This is a genomic window from Brevundimonas sp., assembly GCF_004210735.1.
In the GTDB taxonomy this organism is placed as follows: Bacteria; Pseudomonadota; Alphaproteobacteria; order Caulobacterales; family Caulobacteraceae; genus Brevundimonas.
Map to the genome: position 1 here is coordinate 1 of NZ_SDZL01000009.1, position 26435 is coordinate 26435.

At 67.2% G+C, this 26435-nt stretch carries 24 protein-coding genes; 13 read left to right on the forward strand and 11 right to left on the reverse strand.

Translation table 11 applies throughout. The features are described 5' to 3' along the window. The 6 genes from EON91_RS03195 to aguB form a co-directional block, all read left to right on the forward strand. Positions 1–108: hypothetical protein (locus tag EON91_RS03195; RefSeq protein ID WP_292091626.1), on the forward strand; the 108-nt coding region annotated here is incomplete at its 5' end. 298 nt (positions 109–406) lie between these two features. Next, positions 407–1567, forward strand: coding sequence for a capsular biosynthesis protein (locus tag EON91_RS03200; RefSeq protein WP_292091557.1), 1161 nt, complete (start codon positions 407–409; stop codon positions 1565–1567). A gap of 181 nt (positions 1568–1748) precedes the next feature. Continuing rightward, the gene (locus tag EON91_RS03205; protein WP_292091559.1) at positions 1749–5129 is read left to right on the forward strand and encodes a TonB-dependent receptor; all 3381 of its coding nucleotides are present in this window, start codon (positions 1749–1751) and stop codon (positions 5127–5129) included. Between the two features lie 157 nt (positions 5130–5286). Continuing rightward, positions 5287–6291, forward strand: a complete 1005-nt coding sequence (locus EON91_RS03210) for an agmatine deiminase family protein (RefSeq protein ID WP_292091560.1) — start codon at positions 5287–5289, stop codon at positions 6289–6291. 30 nt (positions 6292–6321) lie between these two features. Continuing rightward, complete coding sequence (locus tag EON91_RS03215) at positions 6322–6696, forward strand: four helix bundle protein (RefSeq protein ID WP_292091562.1); 375 nt, start codon at positions 6322–6324, stop codon at positions 6694–6696. A 46-nt stretch (positions 6697–6742) separates the two neighbouring features. Then, complete coding sequence (aguB, locus tag EON91_RS03220; protein WP_292091563.1) at positions 6743–7612, forward strand: N-carbamoylputrescine amidase; 870 nt, start codon at positions 6743–6745, stop codon at positions 7610–7612. Positions 7613–7753: 141 nt separating this feature from the next. On the opposite strand, the gene EON91_RS03225 is transcribed toward aguB, so the two are convergent. From EON91_RS03225 to EON91_RS03255, 7 genes are all read right to left on the reverse strand, one after another. Next, the gene (locus tag EON91_RS03225; RefSeq protein ID WP_292091564.1) at positions 7754–8716 is read right to left on the reverse strand and encodes a right-handed parallel beta-helix repeat-containing protein; all 963 of its coding nucleotides are present in this window, start codon (positions 8714–8716) and stop codon (positions 7754–7756) included. 6 nt (positions 8717–8722) lie between these two features. Next, a complete protein-coding gene (locus EON91_RS03230) occupies positions 8723–9547 on the reverse strand; it encodes a phosphatase PAP2 family protein (RefSeq protein ID WP_292091565.1) in 825 nt (274 codons plus the stop codon). Continuing rightward, positions 9544–10026, reverse strand: a complete 483-nt coding sequence (locus tag EON91_RS03235) for a hypothetical protein (protein WP_292091566.1) — start codon at positions 10024–10026, stop codon at positions 9544–9546. Before EON91_RS03235 ends, EON91_RS03230 begins: the two co-directional genes overlap by 4 nt. Positions 10027–10109: 83 nt before the next feature. After that, positions 10110–10418, reverse strand: a complete 309-nt coding sequence (locus tag EON91_RS03240) for a ribonuclease (protein WP_292091567.1) — start codon at positions 10416–10418, stop codon at positions 10110–10112. A 59-nt stretch (positions 10419–10477) separates the two neighbouring features. Next, positions 10478–10660, reverse strand: coding sequence for a hypothetical protein (locus EON91_RS03245; RefSeq protein WP_292091568.1), 183 nt, complete (start codon positions 10658–10660; stop codon positions 10478–10480). A 122-nt stretch (positions 10661–10782) separates the two neighbouring features. After that, complete coding sequence (locus tag EON91_RS03250; RefSeq protein ID WP_292091570.1) at positions 10783–11835, reverse strand: deoxyhypusine synthase; 1053 nt, start codon at positions 11833–11835, stop codon at positions 10783–10785. A 101-nt stretch (positions 11836–11936) separates the two neighbouring features. After that, positions 11937–13199, reverse strand: coding sequence for a type III PLP-dependent enzyme (locus EON91_RS03255; RefSeq protein WP_292091572.1), 1263 nt, complete (start codon positions 13197–13199; stop codon positions 11937–11939). Between the two features lie 261 nt (positions 13200–13460). On the opposite strand from EON91_RS03255, the gene phnC reads away from it, so the two are divergent. The 4 genes from phnC (at position 13461) to EON91_RS03275 (ending at position 17482) form a co-directional block, all read left to right on the forward strand. Next, positions 13461–14258, forward strand: a complete 798-nt coding sequence (phnC, locus tag EON91_RS03260) for a phosphonate ABC transporter ATP-binding protein (RefSeq protein WP_292091573.1) — start codon at positions 13461–13463, stop codon at positions 14256–14258. Beyond that, a complete protein-coding gene (phnD, locus tag EON91_RS03265; protein ID WP_292091575.1) occupies positions 14255–15259 on the forward strand; it encodes a phosphate/phosphite/phosphonate ABC transporter substrate-binding protein in 1005 nt (334 codons plus the stop codon). The genes phnC and phnD overlap by 4 nt, the downstream gene beginning before the upstream one ends. A 65-nt stretch (positions 15260–15324) precedes the next feature. Beyond that, positions 15325–16083: a phosphonate ABC transporter, permease protein PhnE gene (gene phnE, locus EON91_RS03270; RefSeq protein WP_292091627.1), complete on the forward strand. Its 759-nt coding sequence runs from the start codon at positions 15325–15327 to the stop codon at positions 16081–16083. Between the two features lie 340 nt (positions 16084–16423). Beyond that, positions 16424–17482, forward strand: coding sequence for a substrate-binding domain-containing protein (locus EON91_RS03275; protein WP_292091576.1), 1059 nt, complete (start codon positions 16424–16426; stop codon positions 17480–17482). A gap of 59 nt (positions 17483–17541) precedes the next feature. On the opposite strand, the gene EON91_RS03280 is transcribed toward EON91_RS03275, so the two are convergent. Together EON91_RS03280 and EON91_RS03285 are read right to left on the reverse strand one after the other, a co-directional pair. After that, entirely contained in the window at positions 17542–18627 is a 1086-nt protein-coding gene (locus EON91_RS03280; RefSeq protein WP_292091578.1) for a glycosyltransferase family 1 protein, read from the reverse strand. Between the two features lie 75 nt (positions 18628–18702). Next, positions 18703–19164 carry an Lrp/AsnC ligand binding domain-containing protein gene (locus EON91_RS03285; protein WP_292091580.1) on the reverse strand — a complete coding sequence of 154 codons (462 nt, stop codon included), beginning with the start codon at positions 19162–19164 and terminating at the stop codon, positions 18703–18705. Between the two features lie 109 nt (positions 19165–19273). On the opposite strand from EON91_RS03285, the gene putA reads away from it, so the two are divergent. Continuing rightward, on the forward strand, positions 19274–22423 hold the full coding sequence (putA, locus tag EON91_RS03290) for a bifunctional proline dehydrogenase/L-glutamate gamma-semialdehyde dehydrogenase PutA (RefSeq protein WP_292091581.1): 3150 nt from the start codon (positions 19274–19276) through the stop codon (positions 22421–22423). A 29-nt stretch (positions 22424–22452) separates the two neighbouring features. Here the strand turns inward: putA and EON91_RS03295 are convergent, their stop codons facing one another. Both EON91_RS03295 and EON91_RS03300 read right to left on the reverse strand, forming a co-directional pair. Beyond that, the gene (locus EON91_RS03295; protein WP_292091583.1) at positions 22453–23367 is read right to left on the reverse strand and encodes a hydroxymethylglutaryl-CoA lyase; all 915 of its coding nucleotides are present in this window, start codon (positions 23365–23367) and stop codon (positions 22453–22455) included. After that, positions 23364–25040 (reverse strand): glycosyltransferase family 39 protein, encoded by a 1677-nt coding sequence (locus EON91_RS03300; protein WP_292091584.1) that lies wholly within the window; start codon positions 25038–25040, stop codon positions 23364–23366. Before EON91_RS03300 ends, EON91_RS03295 begins: the two co-directional genes overlap by 4 nt. Positions 25041–25117: 77 nt before the next feature. On the opposite strand from EON91_RS03300, the gene EON91_RS03305 reads away from it, so the two are divergent. Beyond that, positions 25118–25849, forward strand: a complete 732-nt coding sequence (locus tag EON91_RS03305; RefSeq protein ID WP_292091585.1) for a glycosyltransferase family 2 protein — start codon at positions 25118–25120, stop codon at positions 25847–25849. A 108-nt stretch (positions 25850–25957) separates the two neighbouring features. Continuing rightward, positions 25958–26389: a hypothetical protein gene (locus EON91_RS03310; RefSeq protein ID WP_292091586.1), complete on the forward strand. Its 432-nt coding sequence runs from the start codon at positions 25958–25960 to the stop codon at positions 26387–26389. Positions 26390–26435 lie beyond the last annotated feature (46 nt).

Here is a 26435-nt window from a genome sequence, read left to right on the forward strand (position 1 = left end):
GGCGTGATCTCGCTGGACGGCAAGGGCGAAACCGCCCCGGCCAAGGCCACCGGCGACGGCGTGCGCGAGCCGCTGAACCGCCGCGCCACCATCGACATCAACTTCTAAGACCCTGCGGGCCAGGGGACCGGATCCGTCCGGTCCCCCAACCTGCGGACCATATAGAAGCGTCGATGACCATGCTTGCCGCCGGCCTCCAAAAGGGGCCGGCGGTATCGCTTTCAGAGACAGTTTGCGGGCCAGTGCTTGTCACCTGCAGCGTGCCCGCACTAGTAACGGTCTGACTTTAATTTCGCTCGGAAAAGTTGTCGCGTTGCTCGCCGCACCGGAACCCGTCATTCGATCCATAGAGGATCACGCCTCTGCCGCCCCAAAGGGTGGGCTGGGAGGCAGGCGATTCCTTATCGTGACGGCGCCATTCGGCCCCTTCGCCCGTGGCCTGGCAGAGGCGATCACCGCGCAAGGCGGGCACGTATCACGAATATTTCTGAACAGCGGCGATGCGCTCACATGGCGGCGACGTGGGGGCATTCCCTTTCGGGATAGTCCTGAATTGTGGCCGACGCGATTGGCGCAACTGGCCGCTGATTTTACCGACATTATCGTGTTCGGAGAGAATGGCCCCTACAATCAGGGTGTTCTTACCCAGGCCGCCACATTGAGCGCCGCGGTGTGGGTTCTGGAGAACGGTTATTTTCGACCCGACTGGGTGACCGTCGAGCGGAATGGCGTGAACGCCAGCAGCGGCCTGCCGCGTCACCGCGATGCCTATGACACCATCGCCATCGCAGCGCGCGCACGACCCATCGGCAGCATCTTGCCGCACCACGTGCTGAACATCACTCTTTACCATCTGTTGCAGGGCTTGGGAGCGGCCTTCTATCCCCGCTACGTCAACCCCTATACCCAGTCGCCATGGCTCCAGGCCGTCGGACATATCCGCCGCTACATCTCGCTTCGCTTCCGGCCCCAGCGAGAGTGCGACGCGATCCGTATCGCGCGCCGGGGATCCTTCTTCATCGCCTGCCTTCAGCGGGAAGGGGACGCGCAGTTGCTGCGTTACTCCTCCTATGCCGATAACACCGCCTTCCTGGCCGAGGTGCTGACCAGCTTTGCCGAACATGCTCCGTCCGAGGCGCGTCTGGTGATCAAGAACCATCCCCTCGATCCCGGCCTGACGGACCTCGCCAGGATAACCCGGCTTCTGGCGGTCGAACGTGGAGTGGAAGGGCGAGTGGATTTTATAGACGGTGGAAGTCTGGCGCAGTTGTGCCGGGCGTCCCGCGGGATGATCGTGAATAATTCCTCGGCCGCCTTGTCCGCTCTTGGTTTCCATACGCCGGTCAAGGTTCTCGGCTCGGCCTTCTTCGACTTCGGGGGATTGACCGACCAGCAACCTCTCGACGCCTTCTGGAAGGACCCGCAGGAGCCGGACGCAGACCTGTTTATGCGTTTCCGTAGTCATGTGATCGCCCGCAGCCAGATCAACGGCAACTACCACGAACCCCGGGCGCGCCGTTCGACCGCGGCCCGGCTTGCGCATTTCTTCGTACGGGCCGAACGATAGCCCGCGCGACCTCAGGTGTGGCGTTCCGGCCACCCCTGATCGTCGTCATGCATCTGTCACATTAGTGTCGCCTATGCGTTCAGTTCGCGGCCTAGAGGGGGCCGGACTCGGTCACTCTCGCCTTGAAAAAGTCCAGCATCCGGCTGCGACGGCGATGTGACCGGCAGGGGATGCATCGTCGATGTTTATGAAGAAGCTCAGCTACGGCGCCTCGGCCGTGGCGATCCTGATGGCCACCGCCTCGGCGGTCCACGCCCAGGAAACCACTGGCTCGATCCGTGGCCGCGTGACGGACATGAACGGTGTGCCGGCGGCCAACGCCAACATCACCCTGCGCCACGAGCCCACGGGCACATCGGCGACGACCGTCGCCGATGGCAACGGCTTCTTCAGCGCGCGCGGCCTGCGCGTCGGTGGTCCGTACACCGTTTCGGCCTCGAGCGCCGCCGGTCAGGGCGCTGCCCAACTGTCGGCTATCGGCGTGGGCGATGCGGTGAACGCGGATGTCGTGGTCTATTCCGACGCCACGACGCTTGACGAAGTCGTCGTCTCGGGACGTCGGTTCGCCAACGATTTCGGCGCCGGTTCGGCCTCCAACTACGGCGCTGACACCATCCAGTCCTTGCCGTCGATCAGCCGCGACCTGAAGGACACGGCTCGCCTCGACCCCTTCGCCACCATTGATCCCTCGAACGAAGACGCCCTGTCGTTCACCGGCGTCAACACCCGCCTGAACCAGCTGACCGTCGACGGCATTCGCCAGAACGACGAGTTCGGCCTGAACGGCAACGGCTATCCGACCCAGCGCTCCCCGATCTCGCTGGACGCGGTTGAGGCTGTGAATGTCTCGGCGGCGCCGTTCAGCGTCATCAACAACGGCTTCATCGGCGGTTCGATCAACGCCGTGACCAAGTCCGGCACCAACGCCTTCAGCGGCTCGGCCTTCATCGAGAAGAGCGATGACAGCATGCTGGGCGACAAATACTGGGGTTACAGCGGGGGCGACGGCGTCCGTCGTTACCGCGACTATCAGCGCGTCTTTGACGAAACCGTGTGGGGCGTGACCCTGGGCGGCCCGATCATCCGCGACAAACTGTTCTTCTTCGCCTCATACGAGAGCTTCGAATCCGAGTTCTCGCTGAACAACGGCCCGGCCGACGCCGGCTTCAGTGAGCCGATTCCGCTGATCACCTCGGCCGCTGTGGAGACCTTCCGCGCCGCGACCCAGGCTCGGTATGACTATGATCCGGGCTCGTATGTGAACCTTGCTCCGCCCGTTCAGGACGAGAAGTATCTCGCCAAGATCGACTGGAACATCACCGACAACCATCGTCTGGCCGTCACCTTCCAGGAAACCCAGGGTACCTCGTTCAACGGTTCGACCAGCTCGGCCTTCGTCAACGGTGGTTCGACCAGCCCGACGTCGCCCCGCCAGGCGCTGGAGTCCTCGCAGTATCTGAAGGACGAGCGTCTCACGACCTGGAACGCCCAACTGAACTCGCAGTGGACGGACGCCTTCTCGACCGAGCTGCGCGTCGGTTACAAGGAAACCGAAACCACGCAGCTGCCGGCTGGCGGCATGAGCGTCGGCCAGGTGACCGTCGGCGTCGCCGATCTGCTGGGCACCGCTCCTGGGCTGCGTCCGCAAATCCAGTTCGGCGCCGACAACTTCCGCCACGACAACTATCTGTACAGCGAGAACCAGAACGCCGAGCTGATCGCGCGTTATAACCTGGGTTCGCATGACTTCCTGGCCGGGCTGCGCACCGAGACACGTGAATTCCTGAACGTCTTCGTGCAGCAGTCGCTGGGTCAGTGGACCTTCGACACCTTCGCCGACTTCCAGGCGGGTCGCGCCTCGCAACTGCTGATCCGCGGCGTGGTCGACCCCGCAGGCGGCGCCGTCCCCGCCACCTTCGGCACGGCCCGTAACGCCGCGACCGAGTTCGGTTACGACCTGAACTCGGCGTACCTGGAAGACACCTGGCAGGCGACCGACGATCTGCGCCTGTCGTTCGGCCTGCGCTACGACTGGTTCGGCATGGACGACCGTCCCGTGCGCAACGCCAACTTCGCCACGCGCAACGGCTTCGACAACACCGCTAATCTGGACGGCCGCGATCTGTTCATGCCGCGCTTCGGCTTCAACTGGACGCCGGGTGTCTGGACCGTGTCCGGGGGCATCGGTCGCTTCTCGGCGATCGGCACCAACGTTCAGGTCGGCAACCCGTTCGGCAACGACGGCATGCGCATCGTCAGCGCCGCGTGTAACCCGGCTCTCCTGACCGGCATCACCGACCTGTCGCAAGTGCCGACCGGCGCCTGCACCTTCACGCCTGGCAACAGCAGCGTGGTGGCGATGGATCCTGATTTCGAGATCCCGAGCGCCTGGAAGTACAACCTGACTGTCGGCCGGGACTTCAGCCTGCCGGTGATCGAGGACTTCCGCCTGCAAGCGGACTTCCTGTACAACCAGTTCGAGAACGCGCTCTACTACACTGATCTGCTGTCGGACGAGATCGGTCGCGCGCCTGACGGCCGCCCGGTGTACGCCCAGCGTCCGGTCCTGTCGGTCAACCCGCTGAACTTCGACCTGCTGCTGTCCAACGTGGACGAAAGCGGCTTCTCCGGCTCGGTCGCCTTCACGGCCCAGAAGGACTGGAAAGACGGCTTCTTCGAAGGCCTCGATGTCCGCGCGGTGTACACCTACACCGAAGCTGAAGACGCCAACCCGATGACCAGCTCGCAGCCGGACTCGTCGTATATGCGCTTCGCCTCGGCGGACCATAACAACCCGGTTCTGGCGACCTCGGACTACGAGATCCGTCACCGCTTCTCGGTCAACGCTCACTGGGCGCGCAAGCTGTTCGGCGACAACGAGACGTCGATCAACGTCTTCGGCCAGCGTCGCTCGGGCCTGCCGTTCTCGTACGTCTTCCACAACAGCCGGGACACCTCGCGGAACCAGGACAACGACTTCGGCAACGCAGTTCCGCAGTCCTATTCGGGCGCTCTGGGCACCTCGAACCAGCTGTTCTACGTGCCGCAAGTGGACTCAGCCTCGGGTCTGGTGACCGCCACCAGCGACCCGAACGTGGTCTACTCGGGTAACCTGGGCAACGCCGACGGTCTGGCGAACTTCAACGCCTTCCTGCAGAACACCGGTCTGATCAAGTACGCCGGGGCTATTGCGCCGCGTAACGCCTTCCGCACCGGGGCGGTCACCACGTTCGACCTGCGCCTGTCGCAGGAGATCTCGGTTCCCTACATGCCGACCGGCAAGGTCAAGCTGTACATGGACATCGAGAACTTCGGTAACATGATCAACTCGCGTTGGGGTGTCCTGGAGCAGTATCCCTTCTATCGGGGTGTCGGCACCGTGGTGCTGAACTGCCAATCGGCATCGGCGACCAACAAGTGCGGTCAATCGGATACGGTTTATGATTACTCGCAACTGCAGAATGCCGGTGCGGGCGATCTGGCCGGCCAGCCTCGCCGTCCGAACGCTCAGCTGCCGACGTCGACCTGGCAGATGAAGGTCGGCGCTCGCTTCGCCTTCTAAGGAAGCGACGTCACCAAAACTGTGAGAGGGGCGGTCCGGCGACGGGCCGCCCTTTTTCTTTGCGCCCCGTCCGGCCGCAAGCTGTTGAAACGGGGGGCGGCGCCGCCTATCTGGCGCGGTTCGCCCGATATCTGGCGATGACAGGAGACCACAGCGCATGACCGATCGTCCGATCCCCGCCGAATGGGCGCCGCACCGCGCCATGTGGGTCGGCTGGCCGAGCCATGCCGAGCTGTGGGAAGACAACCTGGAGCCCGCCCAGGCCGAGGTCGAGGCCCTGGTCCGCGCCCTGGCCGGGCCGGGCCGCGAGCAGGTCCGGCTGATGGTCGGCAATGACGCGGCGCTGGACGAGGCGCGCGCCCGCTTCGCCGGTGTCGACGGCGTCACGGTCGTGCCCGGCCTGTTCGGCGACATCTGGCTGCGCGACACCGGCCCGATCTTCGGCGAGGGCTCCACCACCGCCCATGCCTTCACCTTCAACGGCTGGGGCGGAAAATACGACCTGCCGCACGACAATGAGGTCGCGGACCAGATCGGCGCGGCGTCGCGTGTCGCCCTGACCCGCCACGATTTCATCCTCGAAGGCGGCGCCCTGGATCATGACGGGTCGGGCACGGTCCTGACCACGCGCCAGTGCCTGCTGAACCCCAACCGCAACCCCGGCTGGACCGAGGCGACGGCGACCCGGGCGCTGACCGACGCCATCCACGCGCAAAAGGTTCTGTGGCTGGGCGACGGCCTGCTGAACGATCACACCGACGGACACGTCGATAACCTGGCCCGCTTCGTCGCGCCGGGCGTCGTCGCCGCCCCGGTCGGCTATGGGCCGAAAGATCCGAACCACGAGGTCTATGACGAAACCGCCCGCGCCCTGTCGGCCATGACCGATGCGGCGGGCCGTCCGATCCGCGTCCTGCGTATCCCGTCGCCGGGCCTGGTGCTGGACGAGGACGAGCGACCGGTCCCGGCCAGCCATATGAATTTCCTGATCGCCAACGGCGCCGTCATCGTCCCGACCTATGGCGACCAGACCGCCGCGCGCCTCGCCTGTGAGGCGCTGGAGACCGTCTTCACCGACCGCCAGGTCATCGCCCTGCCGTCCGTCGCCATCCTGTCGGGCGGCGGCTCGTTCCACTGCATCTCGCAGCAGGAACCGGCGTAGGGTGGGGTGAAAAGTGCTAGTGAGCAAGGAGTGAGCAACGAACTTCCCCGCAGTCACCGCGACCTGAAAGTTTGGCAGATATCGCTGGACGTGACGGAAACGCTCTATCGACTGACGGCCGCATGGCCGAAGCACGAGCAGTATGGGCTCGTCAGCCAGGTAAGACGTGCAGCGGTGTCCGTCCCCGCGAACATCGCCGAGGGGGCGGGGCGTCGCACGCCGGGAGAGTTCATGCACTTCGTCGGGATCGCCCGCGGCTCTCTGGCGGAACTGGAAACCTTGCTGATCGTGGCGCGCAGGCTCGAATATGTGGACGAACCCACCTATCGGGCCATCTTCAACGACCTGCTTGAACTGGGCAGGATGGCGACCGGGTTGCTTCGGTCCCTTGAGGAGCGGCGATGATCGCTCACATCTTGCTCACTAGCACTCTTCACCAAAGGGCCGCCCAATGACCCGCACCATCTCCGTCGCCGCCATCCAGACCTCCTATGGGGCCGAGGACATGCAGGCGAACATCGACAAGACCGTCAGCTTCATCCGCGAGGCAGCGGCCAGGGGCGCGCAGGTCATCCTGCCGTCCGAGCTGTTCCAGGGGCCGTACTTCTGCGTCTCGCAGGAAGAGAAGTGGTTCGGAACCGCCTATGAATGGCGCACCCATCCGGCCGTGGTCCAGCTGCAGCCGGTGGCCAGGGAACTGGGCGTGGTCATCCCCGTTTCGATCTTCGAGCGCGAGGGGCCGCACTATTTCAACAGCCTGGTGATGATCGACGCCGACGGTTCGCTGATGGGCGTCTATCGCAAGAGCCACATCCCCGACGGCCCCGGCTATCAGGAGAAATATTACTTCCGGCCCGGCGACACCGGCTTCAAGGTCTGGGACACGCGCTTCGGCCGCATCGGCGTCGGCATCTGCTGGGACCAGTGGTACCCCGAAACCGCTCGCGCGATGATGCTGCAGGGCGCCGAGATCCTGATGTACCCGACCGCCATCGGCACCGAGCCGCATGACGATACGCTCGACACCGCCGCACCCTGGCGCCGGGCGATGCAGGGGCACGCCGTGTCCAACGTCGTGCCGGTCGTCGGCGCCAACCGCATCGGCCATGAACAGGTGACCGGGGCGGGCCAGACCTTCTACGGCCACTCCTTCATCGCCGACCATCGCGGCGATCTGGTCGAGAGTCTCGAAGGGGAAGAGGGCGTGCTGGTCCACACCTTCGACCTGGACTTCCTGGACCGCCACCGCGCCGCCTGGGGCTTCTTCCGCGACCGGCGGGTGGACCTGTACGGCGCTCTGGCCAACGGCCGCCCGGCCTGATCGCCAGATCCTCCCCTGCGTAGCGGGGGAGGGGGACCATCCGAAGGATGGTGGAGGGGGCGACTTCAGCGCGGTGGACGGGCTCGCCCCCACCACCGCCTGCGGCGGTCCCCCTCCCCCATTGTATGGGGGAGGATGGGCTCAGCGCCCCATCTCGTTCGGCGCGACGACATTCCCCGTCGCGCCGTCGCCGTCGTCGGCGCTGCTGCCGAACGGCCAACCCTTGTCCTGGCCGCAATAGGCGCGTCGCCCCTCGCGGGATCCGACCACCACGGTCTGCGGTCGCCAGCGCGCCGCGCCGGTGAAGACATTGTCCGTGATCTGATTGTCCGACGGCGTCTGATGCCGGATCACGCCCCGCTCGCCGCAGTTGCGATACAGGAAGACGCCGCCTTGCCCGTTCAGGACGAACCGGTTGCCGGTGACGGTGTTGCGGGCCGAGCCGTCCACTGCGATCTGCTCGCGCCGTGTCCGCACGGCGAAGGCGTTGTCCACGATCCGGTTGTCCGCGCTCTCGGCGTCCAGATAGATCGCTGTGGCGTCGCTGCGCCCCGTCAATCGCGAGCCGGTCAGGCTCAGCCGCGTCACGCCGGGCCCGGCGTACAGCGGAATGGACCCCACGCCGGTCAGCTCCAGCCCCTCCAGCGTCACATGCGACGGCGCCGCCGCTTGCGTCCGCGCCACATGGTCAGTTGTCCGGGATGACGCGCGCAGGTCGTCGTAGCTTCCGTCCGCCCCCATGCCCCAGACGCGGATCGACCCGGTGATGCGGCAATCGCGCAGGACCACGTCGGTCGGCCGGCTCCAGTGTTCGGCCGTCACGCGGCGGGACCAGATGGCGATGGTCGGGGTGCGGGTGGTGGGGACCGGTCCCGCGACCGTCACCGCGCCACCCCGGCAATCCAGACCCGCGCCCGACGCCTCGGCGCCCTCGATCAGGATACGGCGACGCACGGTCTGGCCCGGCTCCAGCACCGCGCGGCACAGCAAGCGATAGGGTTCGGTCGACGGTGTGGTCAGCTCGGCCAGTTCCGCCGCCGCACACGGACGCGCCGCCGGCAGGCTCCAGTCCGGGGCGATCAGGGCGAACAGCAGCGCCAGCATGACGGCCTAGGGCAGGGGCGTGGCCAGCGCCGCCCGTTCGGCCGCGCAGCCGGGGTTGGTCAGGCCCGCCGTCCGCGTCCGGTCCAGCTCGACTCTTGCGGCGGCCAGATCGGCGTCAAAGGCGGGAACCGAAGAGGCGATCCGGGCGAAGACGGCGAAGCCCACGGTCTCGCCCTCGGCCACGTCGCTGGGCCAGTGCATGGCGCACACCAGCCGGCTTTCGCCGATCGACCGGGCGACCGAGCGCACGGCGGCGCCCCGATCCGGCGCCATCACGGCGAAGGTCTCGCCATAGGCCGTCGCCAGCGCCGAGGTCCCGGACGGATAGCTGGACGAGGCGCGGCTGGCGTCGCTGACCGTCTGACAGGCCCGGCGCGCCGGATCGGCGGCCACCGGCCGGGGCCGCTTGTGCAGCGCCTTGACCGCCTCGGCCACGGTGTCGACGTCGTGGAACAGTCGTCCCATCATCCGGTTCAGCACGGGCGTCTCGGCGCTGCCCAGACGAACGCCCAGGGCGCAGTCGAAATGCTGCAGGGCCAGCGGCGGGCGGATTTCGGCATGGGCTGTGGCCAGCAGCCAGCGGTCGCTGTCCTCCAGCGCGCGGAACCGGTCGGAGCGCTCGATGTCTTCCAGCGCGCGCATCGATCCCGGCGCTGGCGGGGCCGGGATGGTGGCGACCAGGGCCTGAAGTTCGGCGTCCGACAGATAGCCTTGCCGCGCGGGCTCACCATCGACATCAGTCAGGGCCGCCGGTGTGCCCGCGCAGCCTGTTGTCACGATCAACACAGACAGGGCCGCCCACGACAGGGCTGCCCGAATGGTCGGCTTCACTGGCCGGCGCTCCAGCTCAGCTGGACATTGGCCCCGCCCTCGGGCGCAGGCGAGGCGACGACCTGCAGGCTGGGGCCGTCCGCCTGGGGCGAGGCGGCGCCGTACGCCTGGGCGTCGCCCTGATTCATCGCCATCACCGACGACAGGCCCTCGGCCTCGGCGCGCTGGCGATAGAAGGCCACCACCTCTTCCGGCGAGGCCTCGGTGACAAAAGTGGTCAGACCGCCGGGGCCGGACGGGCCGTCGGCCAGCGTCGGTTCGGCCGTAGGCGCAGCGTCGGGATACAGGACCGCGAAGGCGGGGGCGCCCGGCGCGGCGGGCGGTGCGGCGACTTTTGCGGCGACCGGGGCAGGTGATGGGGCGGGCGCCGCCGCGCCGGCAGCGGCGACCGGCGGCTGTCGCAGCGCCGCTTCAGCCGCATCGGACCCGTCGTCGCATCCCGCCATGCCTGCCGTCGCAATGACGGCGACAATCGCCATGCCGCGCTTCATTCCAGCTTCCCAGATTCGCGTGTTCTTCGCGGGCGCACCGTGGCGCATGGATGCGGCGGCAGCAAGGCGGCTTAGCCGGTGGGCGCGTCCACGTCGTCGCCGGGCTGGTCTACATCCTTGCCCGCGCCGGGCGGTTTGGGATCGATGTCGGCGGCCTTCATGCCCTCGGTCGCCAGGGTCTCGTTGATAATGTCCTGATCCGGATCGTCGTCCGAGCCCGTCGCCGCTCCGCCCTGAAGCGACCCGGCGCGGGTGTCCGACCCGGAATCCGTGCCGGTCAGCGCCGCCTTCAGCGCGTCAGCCGTATGGCCCAGGTCCGGCTTCTCGCCCACCTCTCTGGCCTCGCGGGCGTCCTCGGGTTCGTCACGGGGGTCTGTCATGGGGCGTCTCCTTCCGCGAACTAGCGGACGATAGGCCCTTGCGGTTCCCTGCGGCTGACTCAGCGCTGCTTGCGGGCCTTGTCGGCGGCGTCCAGCATCCGGATGCCGGAGATCTCGGCCGCATCGGCGGTCAGGTTCATCGCCGCTTCCGGCGGATCCTTGACCACCACGACTCCCTCCATCGGTTCCGGGGTCAGGGGATCAGTGATGATGTCTTCGGGGGGGATGGGCGTCCTGGTCATCCAGCCGCAACGGCAAGCCCCCCGCCCCCGTTCCAAAAGAAAAAGGCCGGGATCGCTCCCGGCCTTTCCATTCCTGCTGACCGTGGTCGTCGATCCTTGGGGATCTCCCGACCCGATGCGGCCTATTTGCCGAACAGCTTGGCCCAGCGGCGCTTGTCGCGGTTCTTCCAGGCGCCGCGGTGATAGGCGTCCGAACCGATCAGCGGCACGACGGTGGTGGCCTCGGCGAAGACCATCTGCTCGTGCGTGGTCTGCACCTTGCCCCACGAGGCGGCTTCCTTCAGCGTCGAGGACGAGCAGGCGCCGTCGCGCACGTCGGCGACCGTGATCTGGACCGCATAGCGGTGCATCTCGGCCTCGATGCCCAGGATCTCGGCGCAGACGACGGTGTCCTGCGCGAAATTCTTGGGCACGCCGCCGCCGACCATAAACAGGCCGGTCACGCCGGCGGCGATCTTGATGTCGGTCAGTTCGCGGAAATCGGCGACCGCGTCGATCATCAGATAGGGCTTGCCCTCGGCCATCCGCTCCTTCTGGTGCTTGACCAGACCGAAACCGGCCGAGGAGTCGACGAAGGCCGGGCAGAAGATCGGCACGCCTTCTTCATAGGCGGTCTGGATCAGGCTGCCGGGCTTCTTGGCGTTGCCTTCCGACAGCCACTTGCCCATCTCCCAGATGAACTCACGGCTGGAATAGCCGCGCGGCTCCAGACGGTTGCAGATCTCCAGGATGGTGTGGTCGCAGGCCTGGAGTTCTTCCTCGTCGATGTAGGTGTCGTAGATCCGGTCGATGTAGTTGTCGCGCAGGACGTTGTCGTCCACCTCGCCGGCCGCCTGGTAGTGCTTGAAGCCCAGGGCCTCGAAGAAATCCATGTCCACGATCGAGGCGCCGGTGGCGACCACCGCGTCGATCATGCCGAACTTCACCATGTCGCGGTACACGTGCATGCAGCCGCCGGCCGAGGTCGAACCCGCCAGGATCAGCCACGGCGAGCAGTCCTTGTCCTCGATGGCCATCGAGAAGATGTCGGCCGCGCGGGCCGTGTCGCGGCTCGAGAACGACATCTTGCGCATGCTGTCGATGATCGGACGGGCGTCGAAGGACGTGATGTCCACGTGCTCGACGACGTTCTGCAGCAGCTCGGCCTTGGTGTTTTTGTTCACGGGAGCGTTCATCGCTTGGGTTTCCCTTCGGTTTGAGCGCCCGTCGTAAAAGAGATGCAGCGGCCCGGACGGAGCGACGGGCCGCTGCTTGTATCAACGCATGAGTGACAGTTTTAGCGCTTGCGACGCTTCTGACCGGCCTTGCCCTTGGGGCGGGACAGGCGAACGACCTTGCGGGCGGTCTCCTCGGCCGTGGTGCGCACGGTCGGGATGGAGCGCGGCGCCAGGCCGTACAGCGAGGCCATCGGGGCGTCCTCGACCACGGCCAGCTCGTGCTCGCCATAGCCGTTGAAGCCGGTCGACATGGCCACGCCATAGGCGCCCAGCATGCCGATCTCGATGAAGTCGCCTTCCTGCACATCGGCCGGCAGCCAGAACGGGCCCGGCATATGGTCGATGCTGTCGCAGGTCGGGCCATAGAAGCGGAACGGCTTCAGGTCCGACGAGGCTTCGCTGTCCCGGACCAGCTTGGTCGGGAAGGGCCAGCGCGAGTGGGTGGCGTCGAACAGCGAGCCGTACGACCCGTCGTTCAGATACAGGGCGTCGCCCTTGCGCAGGTCCACGCGGCACAGCACCGACGACGACTCGGCCACCAGGGCGCGGCCCGGCTCGCACCACAGTTCGGTGGTGTGGGTGACCGGCATCTCGGCGAAGCCGCGGTGGATGGCGTCGGCGTATTCGCTCATGTCCGGCGGGACCATGCCCGGATAGACCGAGGGGAAGCCGCCGCCCACGTCGACGATATCGACAATGACGCCCGCCTTCTTGATCGACCGACCGACCTGCGCCATCGCGGCCTCATAGGCCGAGGGGCGCATGCACTGCGAACCGACGTGGAAGCTGACGCCCATCAGTCCGTCCTGGACCGCCTGGCGCGTGGCCAGCAGCAGGGCGGGGGCCTGGTCCGGCGTGACGCCGAACTTGCCCGATAGCGAATAGGCCGCGCCGTCCGCCGACACGCCCATGCGCACCACCAGATTCAGGTCGCCCGCGCCGCCGGTGGCGTCGAGGATCTTGGCCAGCTCGTCATGGCTGTCCAGAACGAAGGTGCGGACGCCGTGATCGAAATAGGCGCGGGTGATCGCGCCCCGGCTCTTGACCGGGTGCATGAAGGCCAGACGCGCGTCGGGGCTGACCGAACGAACCAGCTCGATCTCGGCCAGAGACGCCACGTCAAACGCGTTGACGCCCTGCTCGACCAGGGTCTCGATGACCCAGCGCGACGGGTTCGCCTTCACCGCATAGAAGACGTCGGCTTTTAAATTATCCTGGAACCAGCGCGCCGCTACGGAAACCGAACGCGGCCGCACGAGGGCGACGGGACGTTCAGGGGACCGCTCACGGACCAGGTCCAGGGGAAGCTGGTACGTGCGCAATTCACGTAACCCCCTGCTAATTGTTAACCCAGACCGGCGTTAGCAGCGCTTAACGGTTAGACCACGGGGTCCGCCGGAACGCGCGATTTAGGGACCGCGGACTGTCATGTAAAGCGGTATTTTCATGGTCAAACCTGTCGCCTGTCGCGCGTATGTCCTGCGCAGGGTGGACGAAATCGACGCAGACGTGTCATTAAGACTTGCCGAACCGCCTCTGGCGCGTCATGCGGCGCCCCTTCTCGCAACCGCATCCACGGGTCCATGAGTTCTTCAACAGCCGCCGTCGCGTCCGTACGCGACGTCTCGAAGACCTACGGAGCCAGAAAGGCGCTCGACGGCGTGTCCGTCGATGTGGCCGCCGGCGAAATGGTCGCCCTGATCGGTCCGTCCGGTTCGGGCAAGTCCACGCTTCTGCGCTCCATCACCGGTCTTCACCCGATCGACCCCGGCAAGGGCGAGATCCAGGTGTTCGGCCAGACGGTCCAGAAGAACGGCCGGGTCACCGGCGCCGTGCGCCAGGCGCGTGGCAAGCTGGGCATGATCTTCCAGCAGTTCAATCTGGTCGGTCGCCTGTCACTCTTTTCCAACGTCATGCTGGGCGCGCTCGGGCGTTTGCCCGGCTGGCGCGGCGCCTTCGGCGTCTGGCCAAAGGGTGACAAGGACCGGGCCATGGCCGCCCTGCATCGCGTCGGCGTGTCCGACTATGCGGCCCAGCGCGCCAACACCCTGTCCGGCGGCCAGCAGCAGCGCGGCGCCATCGCCCGCGCCATCGTCCAGGGCGCCCAGGCGATCCTGGCGGACGAGCCCGTGGCCTCCCTCGACCCCGTCTCCGCCCGCAAGGTGATGGAACTGCTGGTCGAACTGAACAAGCGCGACGGTCTGGGGGTGATCGTCACCCTGCACCAGGTCGATTACGCCATCCGCTATTGTGACCGGGTCATCGCCCTGCAGCAGGGCAAGGTGGTCTATGACGGCCCCTCGACCGGTCTCGACACCAAGCGTCTGATCGACATCTACGGTCCCGAGTTCGAGGACGCGTTCTGGGAAGCCAAGGCATGACCCGCATTTCCTTCACCCGCCGTCTGGTCGCCGTCGCCGGCGTCGCGGCCCTGGCCGTCGGCCTGGGCTCGTGCGGCCAGAGCGAACAAAAGACCGGCGGCGCGCCGACCGAGATCGTCTTCTCCATCCTGTCGGCCGAGGGGCAGGCCTCGTCGGGCCCGCTGTGGCAACCGCTGCTGGACGACATGGCCAAGGCCACGGGCGTCAAGGTGAAGCCCTATTTCGGCTCGAACTACACCGTGCTGGTCGAGGCCATGCGCGGCGACCAGACCCAGGTGGGCTGGTTCTCGGCCAAGCCGATGCTGGAAGCCATCGACCGCGCCGACGCCGAGGTCATCGCCCGTATCGTCGATCCGGAAGGCCGTGACAGCTATCAATCGACCCTGATCGCCAAGAAGGGCTCCGGCGTCACGCTGGATCAGGTCCTGGCCTGCGGCAAGACGCTGGACTTCGGTATCGGCGACGCCCAGTCGACCTCGGGCACGCTGGCCCCGATGACCTTCCTGTTCAATCCCAAGAACATCGCTCCGGCCCAGTGCTTCAAGACGGTGCGCGCGGCCAACCACCAGGCCAACGCCTTCGCGGTCGCCACCGGCGTGGTCGACGTGGCCACTTCGAACACGGTCAACACCGTCTTTATGACCCGCGAGAACCCCCAGATCGCCGCCCAGCTTGAGGACATCTGGACATCGCCGCCGATCCCCGAGTCGGGCATCGTCGTGCGCGAGGATCTGGACCCGGCGCTGAAGGAAAAGATCCGCAGCTTCTTCCTGACCTACGGCCAGGGCGAAGGCGCCGAGGCCGAGCGCCAGCGTCAGGTGCTGGCCGGTCTGAACTATTCGATGTTCCGCGCCGCCGACGACAGCTACCTGAACCCGATCCGCGAAATGGTCGCCGACCAGAAGCGGGGCGAAGCCCGCGCCAAGGGCGACAAGACCGCCGAGGCCGCCGCCGAGCGCGAACTGCAACGCCTTCGCGCCCTGCGTGAGGTCCAGCCTTGAACCCGACCGCTTCCACCGCTGCGTCTGTAGCCGCGACCCCGGTTCCGAAGGCGCCGTCCAAATCGATGGGCGCCTGGGCGCTGGACCTGCTGATCTGGGGCGGCGTCGCGGCCCTGCTGATCTTCAGCTTCGGCCCTGTGGACCTGGGCAATTTCCCGCGCCTGTTCAACAACGCCGAACACACCCAGGTCTTCGCCCGCGAACTGCTGCGTCCAGACTTCACCGACTGGCGCCTGTTCGTCGAAAAGATGTGGGAGACGGTCCAGATCGCCCTGTGGGGCACCTTCATCGCCGTCTTCCTGGGCGTGCCCATGGGTCTGGCCGCCGCCCGCAATATCGCCCCGGTGTGGGTGGTGACGCCGGTCCGCTGGGTCATGAACCTGCTGCGCTCGATCCCGGATCTGGTCATCGGCCTGCTGTTCGTGGTCGCCGTGGGCCTGGGCCCCTTGCCCGGCGTCCTGGCCATCGCCCTGAACACCGCCGGCGTGCTGGCCAAGCTGTTCTCCGAAGCGGTCGAGTCGATCGACAAGGGCCCGGTCGAGGGCGTCCGCGCCACCGGCGCCTCCAAGCTGCACGAGATCGTCTGGGGCGTGATCCCCCAGGTCGCGCCGCTGTGGACCTCGTTCGCCCTCTATCGCTTCGAATCCAACAGCCGCTCAGCCACTGTGCTGGGCCTGATCGGCGCCGGCGGCATCGGCCAGGTGCTGTTCGACCGGATGAACGCCTTCGACTTCAACGCCGTCTCGGCCATCGTCATCATCATCGTCATCGCCGTCACGGCCATCGACATGCTGTCCCAGGCGATGCGCAAGCGCCTGCTGTAATACCGGATCGCGGACGGAGCCTCGGCTCCGTCCGCCGCTCCACCCGCGCGCCGATGTCGTCCGGAACGCGCGCCCTCTCTGAAATCGCTAAGGTTTTCGGCCTTTCCTCGCCTGAGGTGGCGGCGGGCCCATACTGCGCGCCATGCGCCGCCCCGCTGCTCGCCGTGACCGCTTTCATTCCCGACCGACAATGCGCGCATTGCACTGTTGCACTGCATGCACTGATTTTTTCGGCGGGGCGCCGTGCAACGCCGGACGCTGCGTGAAAGCGTCACAAACCTTCAGCGGCCGCGTCACAAAGCTCTGGTCTAAGCGCTTCGTCATGACACGGAGATCGCACATGATCCGTCCCCTGAAGATCACCGCCCTGGTCGGCGTCTGCGCTGTGGCGCTCGCGGCCTGCGGCGACACCGGCGGCCAGGCCCGCAACGGCGTCTGGGCCGCGGGCTCGTCGACCCTCTTCCCCTTCGCCACCCGCGTGGCCGAGAATTTCGCCCGCACCTCGGGCGGCGCTGCGCCGCGCGTGGAATCGCTGGGCACCGGCGGCGGCATCCAGGCCTTCTGCCAGGGCGTCGGCCCCTCGACCCCGGACATCGCCAACGCCTCGCGCCAGATGAAGGCCAGCGAGTTCGAGCTGTGCCAGAAGAACGGCGTCACCGACATCGTCGAGATCAAGATCGGCTTCGACGGCATCGTCATCGCCACGGCCCGCACCGGCAACAGCTTCAACTTCGAACTGAACGACGTGTTCGAGGGCCTGGCCAAGGACGTTCCGGGCGCTGACGGCCAGTTCGTCGCCAACCCGACCAAGGTCTGGAGCGACGTCAACAAGGCCCTGCCGAACCAGCGCATCCAGGTCTATGGCCCGCCGCCCACCTCGGGCACCCGCGACGCGTTCCTGGAGCTGGGCATGACGCCGGGCGCCAAGCTGATCCCGGCCGTCGCCGCGGTCGAGGCCCAGGACAAGACCCGCTTCGAGACCCTGTCGCACACCCTGCGTGAAGACGGCGCCTGGATCGACTCGGGTGAAAACGACAACGCCATCGTCCAGACCCTGACCCGCACGCCGGGTTCGCTGGGCGTGTTCGGCTTCTCCTTCCTTGAGCAGAACCTCGACACGGTGAAGGCTGAGACCATCGACGGCGTCGTCCCCTCGGCCGACACCATCGCCGACGGCTCCTATCCGCTGGCCCGCAGCCTCTACATCTATGTGAAGAAGGCCCACGTCGGCGTGACGCCGGGGCTGGAGCAGTTTGTCCAGGAGTTCATCTCCGAAGGGTCCGCCGGTCGCGGCGGCTACCTTCAGGACCGCGGTCTGGTGCCGCTGCCCGCCGACCAGCTGGCCGCCGAACGCGCCCGGGCCACGGCCATGACGCCGATGACCCGTCCGGCCAAATAGGCCCCGGTCTCACAAACGAAAAAGGCCCCGGACGCAGCGTCCGGGGCCTTTCTTTTTGATCAGGCCGCCGCCTTGCGGCGCAGCCGGGCGATGCGCCTCAGCCGCCGCCAGAAGCGGCCGCGTTCCGGGTCCGGATAGGGCTGCAGGTTCTCGACGAACTGCTCGGCCGAGGCGCGCCAGCTGAACTTCTCCGCATAGGCGCGCACATCCTTGCGATCCAGCTCCAGGCATTTCAGGCAGGCGGTCCTCAGGTCCTTGTCGATCGCCCCGGCGTTCGAGCCGGGGATGATGTCGATCGGCCCGTGCGCCGGATAGGCCGCCACCGGCGTGCCTGTGCCCATGGCCTCCAGGATCACCAGGCCGAAGGTGTCGGTCCAGCTGGGGAAGACAAAGACGTCGGCGTCGGCGAAACAGCGCGCCAGCTCCTCGCCGAACCGGGCGCCCAGGAATTTCGCCTCGGGGTATTTCTCCTGCAACTCGGCCTTGGCCGGGCCGTCACCGACGATGATCTTGGTGCCCGGCAGGTCCTGTTCCAGAAACGATTCGATGTTCTTCTCGACCGCCACCCGGCCCACGTTCAGGAAGAAGGGCCTCGGCCAGTCCTTGCCGCCCATCTCGTGGTAGATCGGCTCCAGATCCGGCCGGAACAGCTCGGTGTCCACGCCCCGCGACCACGGCGAGACGTTGCGGAACCCATGCTCGACCAGCTCGTCCCGCAGCGTCGGCGTGGCGACCATCAGCCGTCCCGACGGCTTGTGGAACCACTTCATATAGGCGTAACCGACCTGCACCGGGATCGGGAACCGGGCCGAGACATACTCGGGGAATTTCGTGTGATAGCTGGTCGTGAAGGGCAGCTTCCATTCCACGCAGATACGCCGCGTGGCGATGCCGATAGGGCCTTCGGTGGCGATGTGAACCGCCTCGGGCTCAAACGCGCGCAGCCGTTCCCGGATCTCTTCCTCCGCCCCCAGCGCCAGCCGGATCTCCGGATAGGTGGGGCAGGGGATGGTCTTGAATTGGCTCGGCTCGATGACCTCGACCTCATGTCCCATCGCGCGGCATTCGGCCACGGTTCGGGTCAGGGTGCGGACGACGCCATTGACCTGGGGCTCCCAGGCGTCGGTGGCCAGAACGATACGCATGTGGGGCGAATGGCTCCCGCCGTTGCAAGGGCGGGAATCTCTAGCGGTTAACCGCGACGAACGCGAGACAGTAGCTCAGATCGGCAGCACCGTCGTCGACTTGACCTCTTCCAGCACGGCGTAGGTGCGGGTTTCGCGCACGCCCGGCATCTTCACCAGCACATCACCCAGGAAGACGCGGTAGGCGTCCATGTCACCGACGCGGGCCTTGATCAGATAGTCGAAGCCGCCGGCCACCATGTGGCACTCCAGCACCTCGGGCTGGCGGCGCACCGCCTCGGCGAAGGCGTCGAAGACATCGCCCGTGGTCCGGTCCAGCAGCACCTCGACGAAGATCAGCAGGCCCCGTCCCGCGCTGGCCGGATCGATCAGCGCCGCATAGCCGGTGATGACCTTGCGGTCCCGCAGCCGCTTGACCCGCTCGAAACACGCGGCGGGCGACAGATTGCACCGCCGGGCCAGCTCCGCGTTGGAGATACGGCCGTCCGTCTGCAGCACCCGCAGCAGGCGACGGTCGGTGTCGTCAAGAATTTGCATGGCGTGGCGGCTCTGGGGTCGAATGATCTTCGGGAAACTCGCCTATCATAAAATGCACATTCGGTCGCTTGCGCCATATATGCCGCAAATCGCAAGGTGGAGCCCCCCGATGCCTTCAGACGTTCGAACTGATCTGACCCCCGGCCTGGCGCCCGCCCTGAAACAGTGGGACGTGCTGGACCACCACAAATTCCGCGATGAGCGCGAGGCCGTGGCCGAACTGCTGGCGCATTCGCCGCTGAACGCGGACAAGCGCGCCGCCGTCGTCGCCGACGCCGTCGAACTGGTCGAGCGCGCCCGGGCCAGCCAGAAGAAGCAGGGCGTGGTCGAAAGCTTCCTGCAGGAGTTTTCGCTTGGCACGCGCGAAGGCCTGGCCCTGATGTGCCTGGCCGAGGCCCTGTTGCGCACACCCGACAGCGAGACGCGCGACCGACTGATCGCGGAAAAGATCGGCTCGGCCGACTGGGCCAGCCATCTGGGCCAGTCCGACAGTCTGTTCGTCAACGCCTCGACTTGGGGCCTCATGCTGACAGGCAAGCTGGTGGACGTGGACGACGAGGCGCGCTCGGACCTGCCCGGCTTCCTGAAGCGGGTGGCCGGCCGCCTGGGCGAGCCGGTGATCCGTCAGGCCGTCGCCACGGCGGTCAAGATCATGGGCGAGCAGTTCGTGGTCGGCCGCACCATCCAGGGCGCGTTGAAACGCTCGGACCGCGAAGGCTGGCTGTGCAGCTTCGACATGCTGGGCGAGGGCGCCCGCACCGTCGCCGACGCCGAGCGCTATGAAAAGATCTACGCCGACGCCATCGAAGCCGTGGGCAAGACCGCCAACGGCCAAGGACCCGAGGCCGGCCATGGCGTCTCGGTCAAGCTGTCGGCCCTGTCGCCGCGTTACGAGGCGACGCAGGAGGATCGGGTCTGGGACGAGCTGTATCCCCGTATCCTGCGTCTGGCCCTGATCGCCGCCCGCTACGACATCAACTACACTATCGACGCCGAGGAAGCCGACCGTCTGGCCCTGTCGCTGAAGCTGCTGGACCGGCTGGCGCGCGAACCGGCGCTGGGCGACTGGCAGGGGCTGGGCCTGGCGGTCCAGGCCTATCAGAAGCGCACACCCGAGACGGTCGCCCGCCTGATCGACCTGGCCAAATCCTCACGTCGTCGCCTGATGGTGCGGCTGGTCAAGGGCGCCTATTGGGACACGGAGATCAAGCGCGCCCAGGTCATGGGCCGCACCGATTATCCGGTCTTCACGACCAAGGCCGCGACCGATCTTAACTACCTCGTCTGCGCGCGCCAGATGATCGACGCCTCGCCCCACATCTATTCGCAATTCGCCACCCACAACGCCCATTCGCTGGCCGCCGTCCGGCGCATGGCGCGCGAGCGCGGCGTGGTCATCGAGCACCAGCGCCTGCACGGTATGGGCGAGGCCCTGTACGACGCCGCCTTCGACGTCTGGAAGGATGAAAAGGTCATCGTTCGCGCCTATGCCCCGGTGGGCGGGCACGAGGAACTGCTACCCTATCTGGTGCGCCGCCTGCTGGAGAACGGCGCCAACTCCTCCTTCGTCCACGCCCTGCTGGACGAGCGCGTGTCGTCCTCGGCCGTTGCGGCCGATCCCATCGCCCTGGTCGAGGCGCAGCCTGACCGTCACCCCAGGATTCCGGTTCCCATGAACATCTACGGCGATCGTCAGAACTCCCGCGGCCGCGACTATTCGCAGGCGGCCGACCGCGACCGTCATGCTCTGGCGCTGGAGCGGGTGGACAGTGAAAAACTGACCGCCGGCCCGATTATCGGCGGCAAGCTGAAGGCCGGGATCAATCCGCAGGATGTGACCAATCCGGTCGACCGTTCACAGGTGCTGGGCCACGTGTCCGAGGCCTCGATCGCCGACGTGGACGCCGCCGTGACCGCCGCCGCGAGCGCGCAACTGACCTGGGACCGTCTGGGCGGTGCGGGCCGCGCGCCGGTGCTGCGCGCCATGGCCGACGCGCTGGAACACGACATGGACCGGCTGGTCGCCCTGTTGTCGCGCGAGGCGGGCAAGACGCTGAACGATGGCGTCGCCGAGGTGCGCGAGGCCGCCGACTTCTGTCGCTATTACGCCCTGCTGGCCGAGCGTGACTTTGGCGGGCCGCAAACCCTGAAGGGCCCAACCGGCGAGACGAACCAGTTGATCCTTCACGGCCGGGGCGTCTTCGCCTGCATCAGCCCGTGGAACTTCCCGCTGGCCATCTTCACCGGCCAGATCGCCGCCGCCCTGGCCGCCGGCAACGCCGTGGTCGCCAAGCCGGCCGAACAGACCCCGCTGATCGCCGCCGAAGCCGTGCGCCTGTATCACAAGGCCGGTCTGAACCCGGATCTGCTGGCCCTGGTCCCCGGTCGGGGCGAGACGGTTGGCGCGGCCCTGACCAGCCACCCCGGCGTCGACGGCGTCGCCTTCACCGGCGGCACCGACACCGCCAACGCCATTAACCGCAGTCTGGCCGCGCGCCCGGGCGCCATCATACCCTTCATCGCCGAGACAGGCGGCCTGAACGGCATGTTCGTGGACACGACCGCGCTGAAGGAACAGGTCATCGACGACGTCATCCTGTCGGCCTTCGGCTCGGCCGGCCAGCGCTGCTCGGCCCTGCGCATCCTCTATGCGCCCAGGGACTCGGCGGACGGCCTGATCGAGGGTCTGAAGGGCGCCCTGGCGACCCAGGTGCTGGGCGACCCGTCCGACCCGCGCACCGACATCGGTCCGGTCATCGACGCCGAAAGCCGCCAAGCGTTGGAAGCGCATGTCGAACGTCTGGCCAGGGAGGCGAAGATCGTCGCCCGCGCCGATCTGCCCGCCGGCGCCGAAAAGGGCGACCTGTTCGCCCCGACCATCGCCGAGATCCCCACGCCCGACTTCCTGGAACGCGAGGTCTTCGGCCCGATCCTCCACGTCTATCGCTACGATCCCAAGGACCTGTCCACGGTCGCTGGCAAGCTGGCCGCGCGTGGTTACGGCCTGACGCTGGGCGTCCACAGCCGGATCGAGGCCTTCGCCGAAGAGGTCACGCGCCTGGTCCCGGCGGGCAACGTCTATGTGAACCGCTCGATCACCGGCGCTGTCGTCGGCGTCCAGCCCTTCGGCGGCGAAGGCCTGTCTGGCACCGGCCCCAAGGCCGGCGGCCCCAACAGCCTGATCCGCTACGCGGCGGAGAAGGCCATCAGCGTCAACATCGCCGCCCAGGGCGGTGATCCGGCGCTGCTGAACCTTTAACGAAGCGTCTTCCTTGGAACGGTGATGTTCTAGTTTGGCCATCCCCCGGCGCGGCTCAGCGCGCTGGGGCGGGGCTTGCCGATCTGGTCGCCGATCCAGCGAGCGGTGGCGATCAGCTGGTCCAGGTCGTAGCCGGTCGAGAAACCGGCCCGTTCCAGCATATAGACCAGATCCTCGGTGGCGATATTGCCCGTGGCCCCCGGCGCGAAGGGGCAGCCGCCGATGCCGCCGACCGAGGCGTCCAGCACATCGATCCCGGCCTCGACCCCGGCATAGGCGTTGGCCAGGCCGGTGTTGCGGGTGTCGTGGAAATGCAGGCGCAGGGTGGCGTCGGGGGCGACCTTGCGGGCGGCCTCGACCTTTTTCGTCACGCTCCACGGGTCGCCGACGCCGATAGTGTCGGCCAGGGCGATCTCCTCCACCCCTAGGCCGGCGACGCGGGCGACCAGGTCGGCGACCTGATCCACCGAAACCTCACCGTCGAAGGGGCAGCCCCAGACGCAGGACAGGGTCGCCGACAGCCTGGGTGTCGCGCCGGGCGCGCCCGCGGCATTAGCGCGGCCCGCGACGATATCCGACAGCATCCGGACCTGCTGATCGACATCCAGTCCCTGATTTTTCAGGCCAAAGCCGTTGGTGGCGGACATGGCGACATTGACCTCGTCCACCGCTGTTCCCAGTGCGCGGTCGTAACCCTTGCCGTTCAGGACCAGGCCGATACGGCTGTGGTTCGCGGCGGGGGACAGGGCCGCCATGACCTCTTCGGCGCCCGCCATCTGGGGCACGTATTTGGGATGGACGAAGCTGACGGCCTCGATCCGCCTGGCGCCTGCGGCTTCCAGCCGCTGGACGAAGTCGGCGCGGACGGCGGGCTCCAGCACTGCCTTCTCGTTCTGCAGGCCGTCGCGTGGGCCGACCTCGACGATCTGGATAAAGCGGCTCATCGCGCAGCGGCCCGGATCGCGGCGCCGGGGGGCGCATACAGGGTCAGTTCCACATCGTCGCCGCTGGAATAATTGTGACCACGCACCACGTCGGCGGGCCGGGCGGACAGACCCAGTTCCGCCACCCGCCTCAGGAAGGCGTCGGTGTCCCGCGCCTCGACGATGGCGGGACGTCCCTCGGCCAGCGCGCGCGCCGCGCCGTCGGCGTCGGTCAGTTCGGTGTCCCGCCCCGTCAGGAAGACGAAGCTGGGCTCATGGAAGCTGGTGATGGCGACCGGCCCGGGGGTGCGGCCCTGACGTGGATGCAGATCCGCCTGCTCCAGTGCGCGCTCCAGTCGCGGAGCGATGGACAGGGGGCGCAACTGACGGATTGTCCCCGCCAGCCCGGCATGGGCGATGACGCCGAAGACCATGGCCGCCAGCACGGCGCTGACCGCCACCCGGTTCAGCAGCAGGAAGCCGCCGACCGCGCCGGCCATGACCGCGCTGACGATGGTCAGGGTGGCCCAGGTCTGGGCCGTCGAGGTGCCGAACTCGGTCAGGCCATAGACGGTGATCAGGCTGATCACCCCCGCCGCGAACAGGCCCAGCAGGGCGCCGATCCGGCGCGAAGCCGTGCCGATCGGCTGGGTCAGGGCGGCGGCCGCCAGCAGGGCGATCGCGCCGAAGGTCGGCAGAGTGTAGTGAAACAGCTTGGTCGGCGCGATCTCGAACATCAGCCAGGCCGGGACCAGCCAGCAGACAAGGAAGCGGATCGCCGGCTCGGCGCGGCGGCTCCAGCCGGTCGACAGGGCGGCGGGCAGCATCAGCGTCATCGGGAACAGCAGCAGCGGCGACAGGGCCACATACATGCCGGGGAAGCCACCGTGGCTTTCGTGGGCGCCCGCGATCTTGGGCGCCAGGTCGCCGCCGATGGCCTCGCGCCAGAAACCGCCGTCGGTGGCGATGGTGATGGCGATCGCCCACGGCCCGACCAGCAACGCGACCAGCGGCAGACCCCAGCCCCAGCCCAGCCGGCCCAGCCATTTCAAGTCCCGGTCCCAGATCGACAGGGCGATGATCGACAAGGCGATGACCAGCAGGCCGATCGGCCCCTTGATCAGGATCGACAGCCCCAACCCCAGCCAGAACAGCAGCTTGTGCAATCGCACCGGCTGCTCGCCCGCCCGCGCGGCCATATAGATCCGCGCCAGCGCCGCCATGGCCAGGGTGGTCAGGCCGCACAGCATGGCGTCGGTCTTGGCGATGCCCGCCTCGGACGACAGCAGGAAGGTCGCCCCCATCATGGCGCCGGCCAGGAAACCGGCCCTCTGGCCGAACAGGGCCGCGCCCGCCCAGGCCACGGCCCAGGCCGCCAGCATGGCGCCCGCCAGCGACGGCAGGCGATAGGGGCGGATATCCCGCGCCTCGACCTTCGAGGTCACCGCCACGGCGGCGGCCTGCAGCCAGTAGATGCCGACCGGTTTTTTCCAGCGCGGCTCGTCCTGGAAGCGGATGTCGACATAGTCGCCGCTCTCCAGCATCTGGGCCGTGGCCTGGGCGAACCGGCTTTCGTCCCGGTCCAGCGGCGGCAACAACATCAACGACGGCAGGCCGATGAACAGGGTCAGCAGGGCGGCCACCACGGGGCCGCGCCAGCCGGCGATATAACGATCCAGATCGGGACGCTTCATGGGCGCAGTCCTAACACGGCGCTTCGCGGCGCGTCAGCCGTCTCCCGCTGTCGGCATTTCTCGGCTAGACAGCAGCCATGACCTCGACAGACGCCCCCGACATCTCTGTCGTCGTGCCCGTGCATGACGAAGCCGGCGCCGCCGGCGCCCTGGCGCGCGAGATCGCGGCCGCCTTCGCCGGGCGGTCTTACGAGATGATTTTCGTCGATGACGCCAGCAGGGACACGACCCTGGCCGAGTTGAAGGCCCTGATGGCCGAGCTGCCGACCCTGCGGGTGCTGGCCCATGCGACCAATGCGGGGCAGAGCCGCGCCGTGCGTACGGGCGTGCTGGCTGCGCGTGCGCCGGTCGTGGTGACGCTGGATGGCGACGGCCAGAACCCGCCCGCCGACGCGCCGAAACTGGCCGACGCCCTGATCGCCGCGCCCGCCAATGTCGCCCTGGTGGGCGGTCGCCGGGCCAAACGTCAGGATTCCGAGGCCAAGCGCTGGGCCTCGCGCTGGGCCAACCGCATCCGCAAGAAACTGCTGCGCGATGACGCCGACGACACCGGCTGCGGACTCAAGGCGTTTCGCCGCGACGTCTTCCTGCGGCTTCCCTATTTCGATCACATCCACCGCTACCTGCCGGCCCTGGTGATCCGTGAGGGGTATGAGAACCGCTACCTCGACGTCGATCATCGCCACCGCGAGACGGGCCGGTCGAAATACACCAACTGGGGGCGGCTGAAGGCGTCTCTGGCCGACCTGCTGGGGGTGATGTGGCTCAAGACGCGCTCGCGTCGTCCGGGCGCCATCAGCGAACTCTAGGCCCTGAATTCGCCTGATGCGCGAACCGTCGTGGCGCTTCGGATCGAACGCGGGTATTTATCGTTAACAGGCTTGGCCGTTCGTGGCCGGGAACAGAGGATTCAGCCCATGCTGGTCGCCCTGCCGCTGCTGGTCATTCCGGTTCTGATCTACAATATCGTCATCCTGTTCGGCGGGGGCGGCGACGGCGGGATGGCCCAGGCCGACGCCATCCTGCGCGACCCGCTGTTCTCGGTGCCGATGACCTCGGGCGCCAGCTGGAACGTCGGCGTCGGCGACATGATCCTGTTTTTGTCGCTGGCCCTGCTGTTCGTCGAACTTCTGAAATCGACCTCCAGCCGCAAGGTCGCGATCATCAATCACGCCCTGTCGATGATCCTGTTCGTCGGCTGCCTGGTCGAGTTCCTGCTGATCCGGGGCTTCGCCACGTCGACCTTCTTCCTGATCTCGACCATGGTCATGCTGGACGTGCTGGCGGGCTTCATCGTCACCATCATCGCCGCCCGCAAGGACTTCGATTTCGGCGGCGGAGCGGCCTAGACCAGGCTCAGCTGAAGGCGGTGAAGATCAGGGCCACGACCGTCAC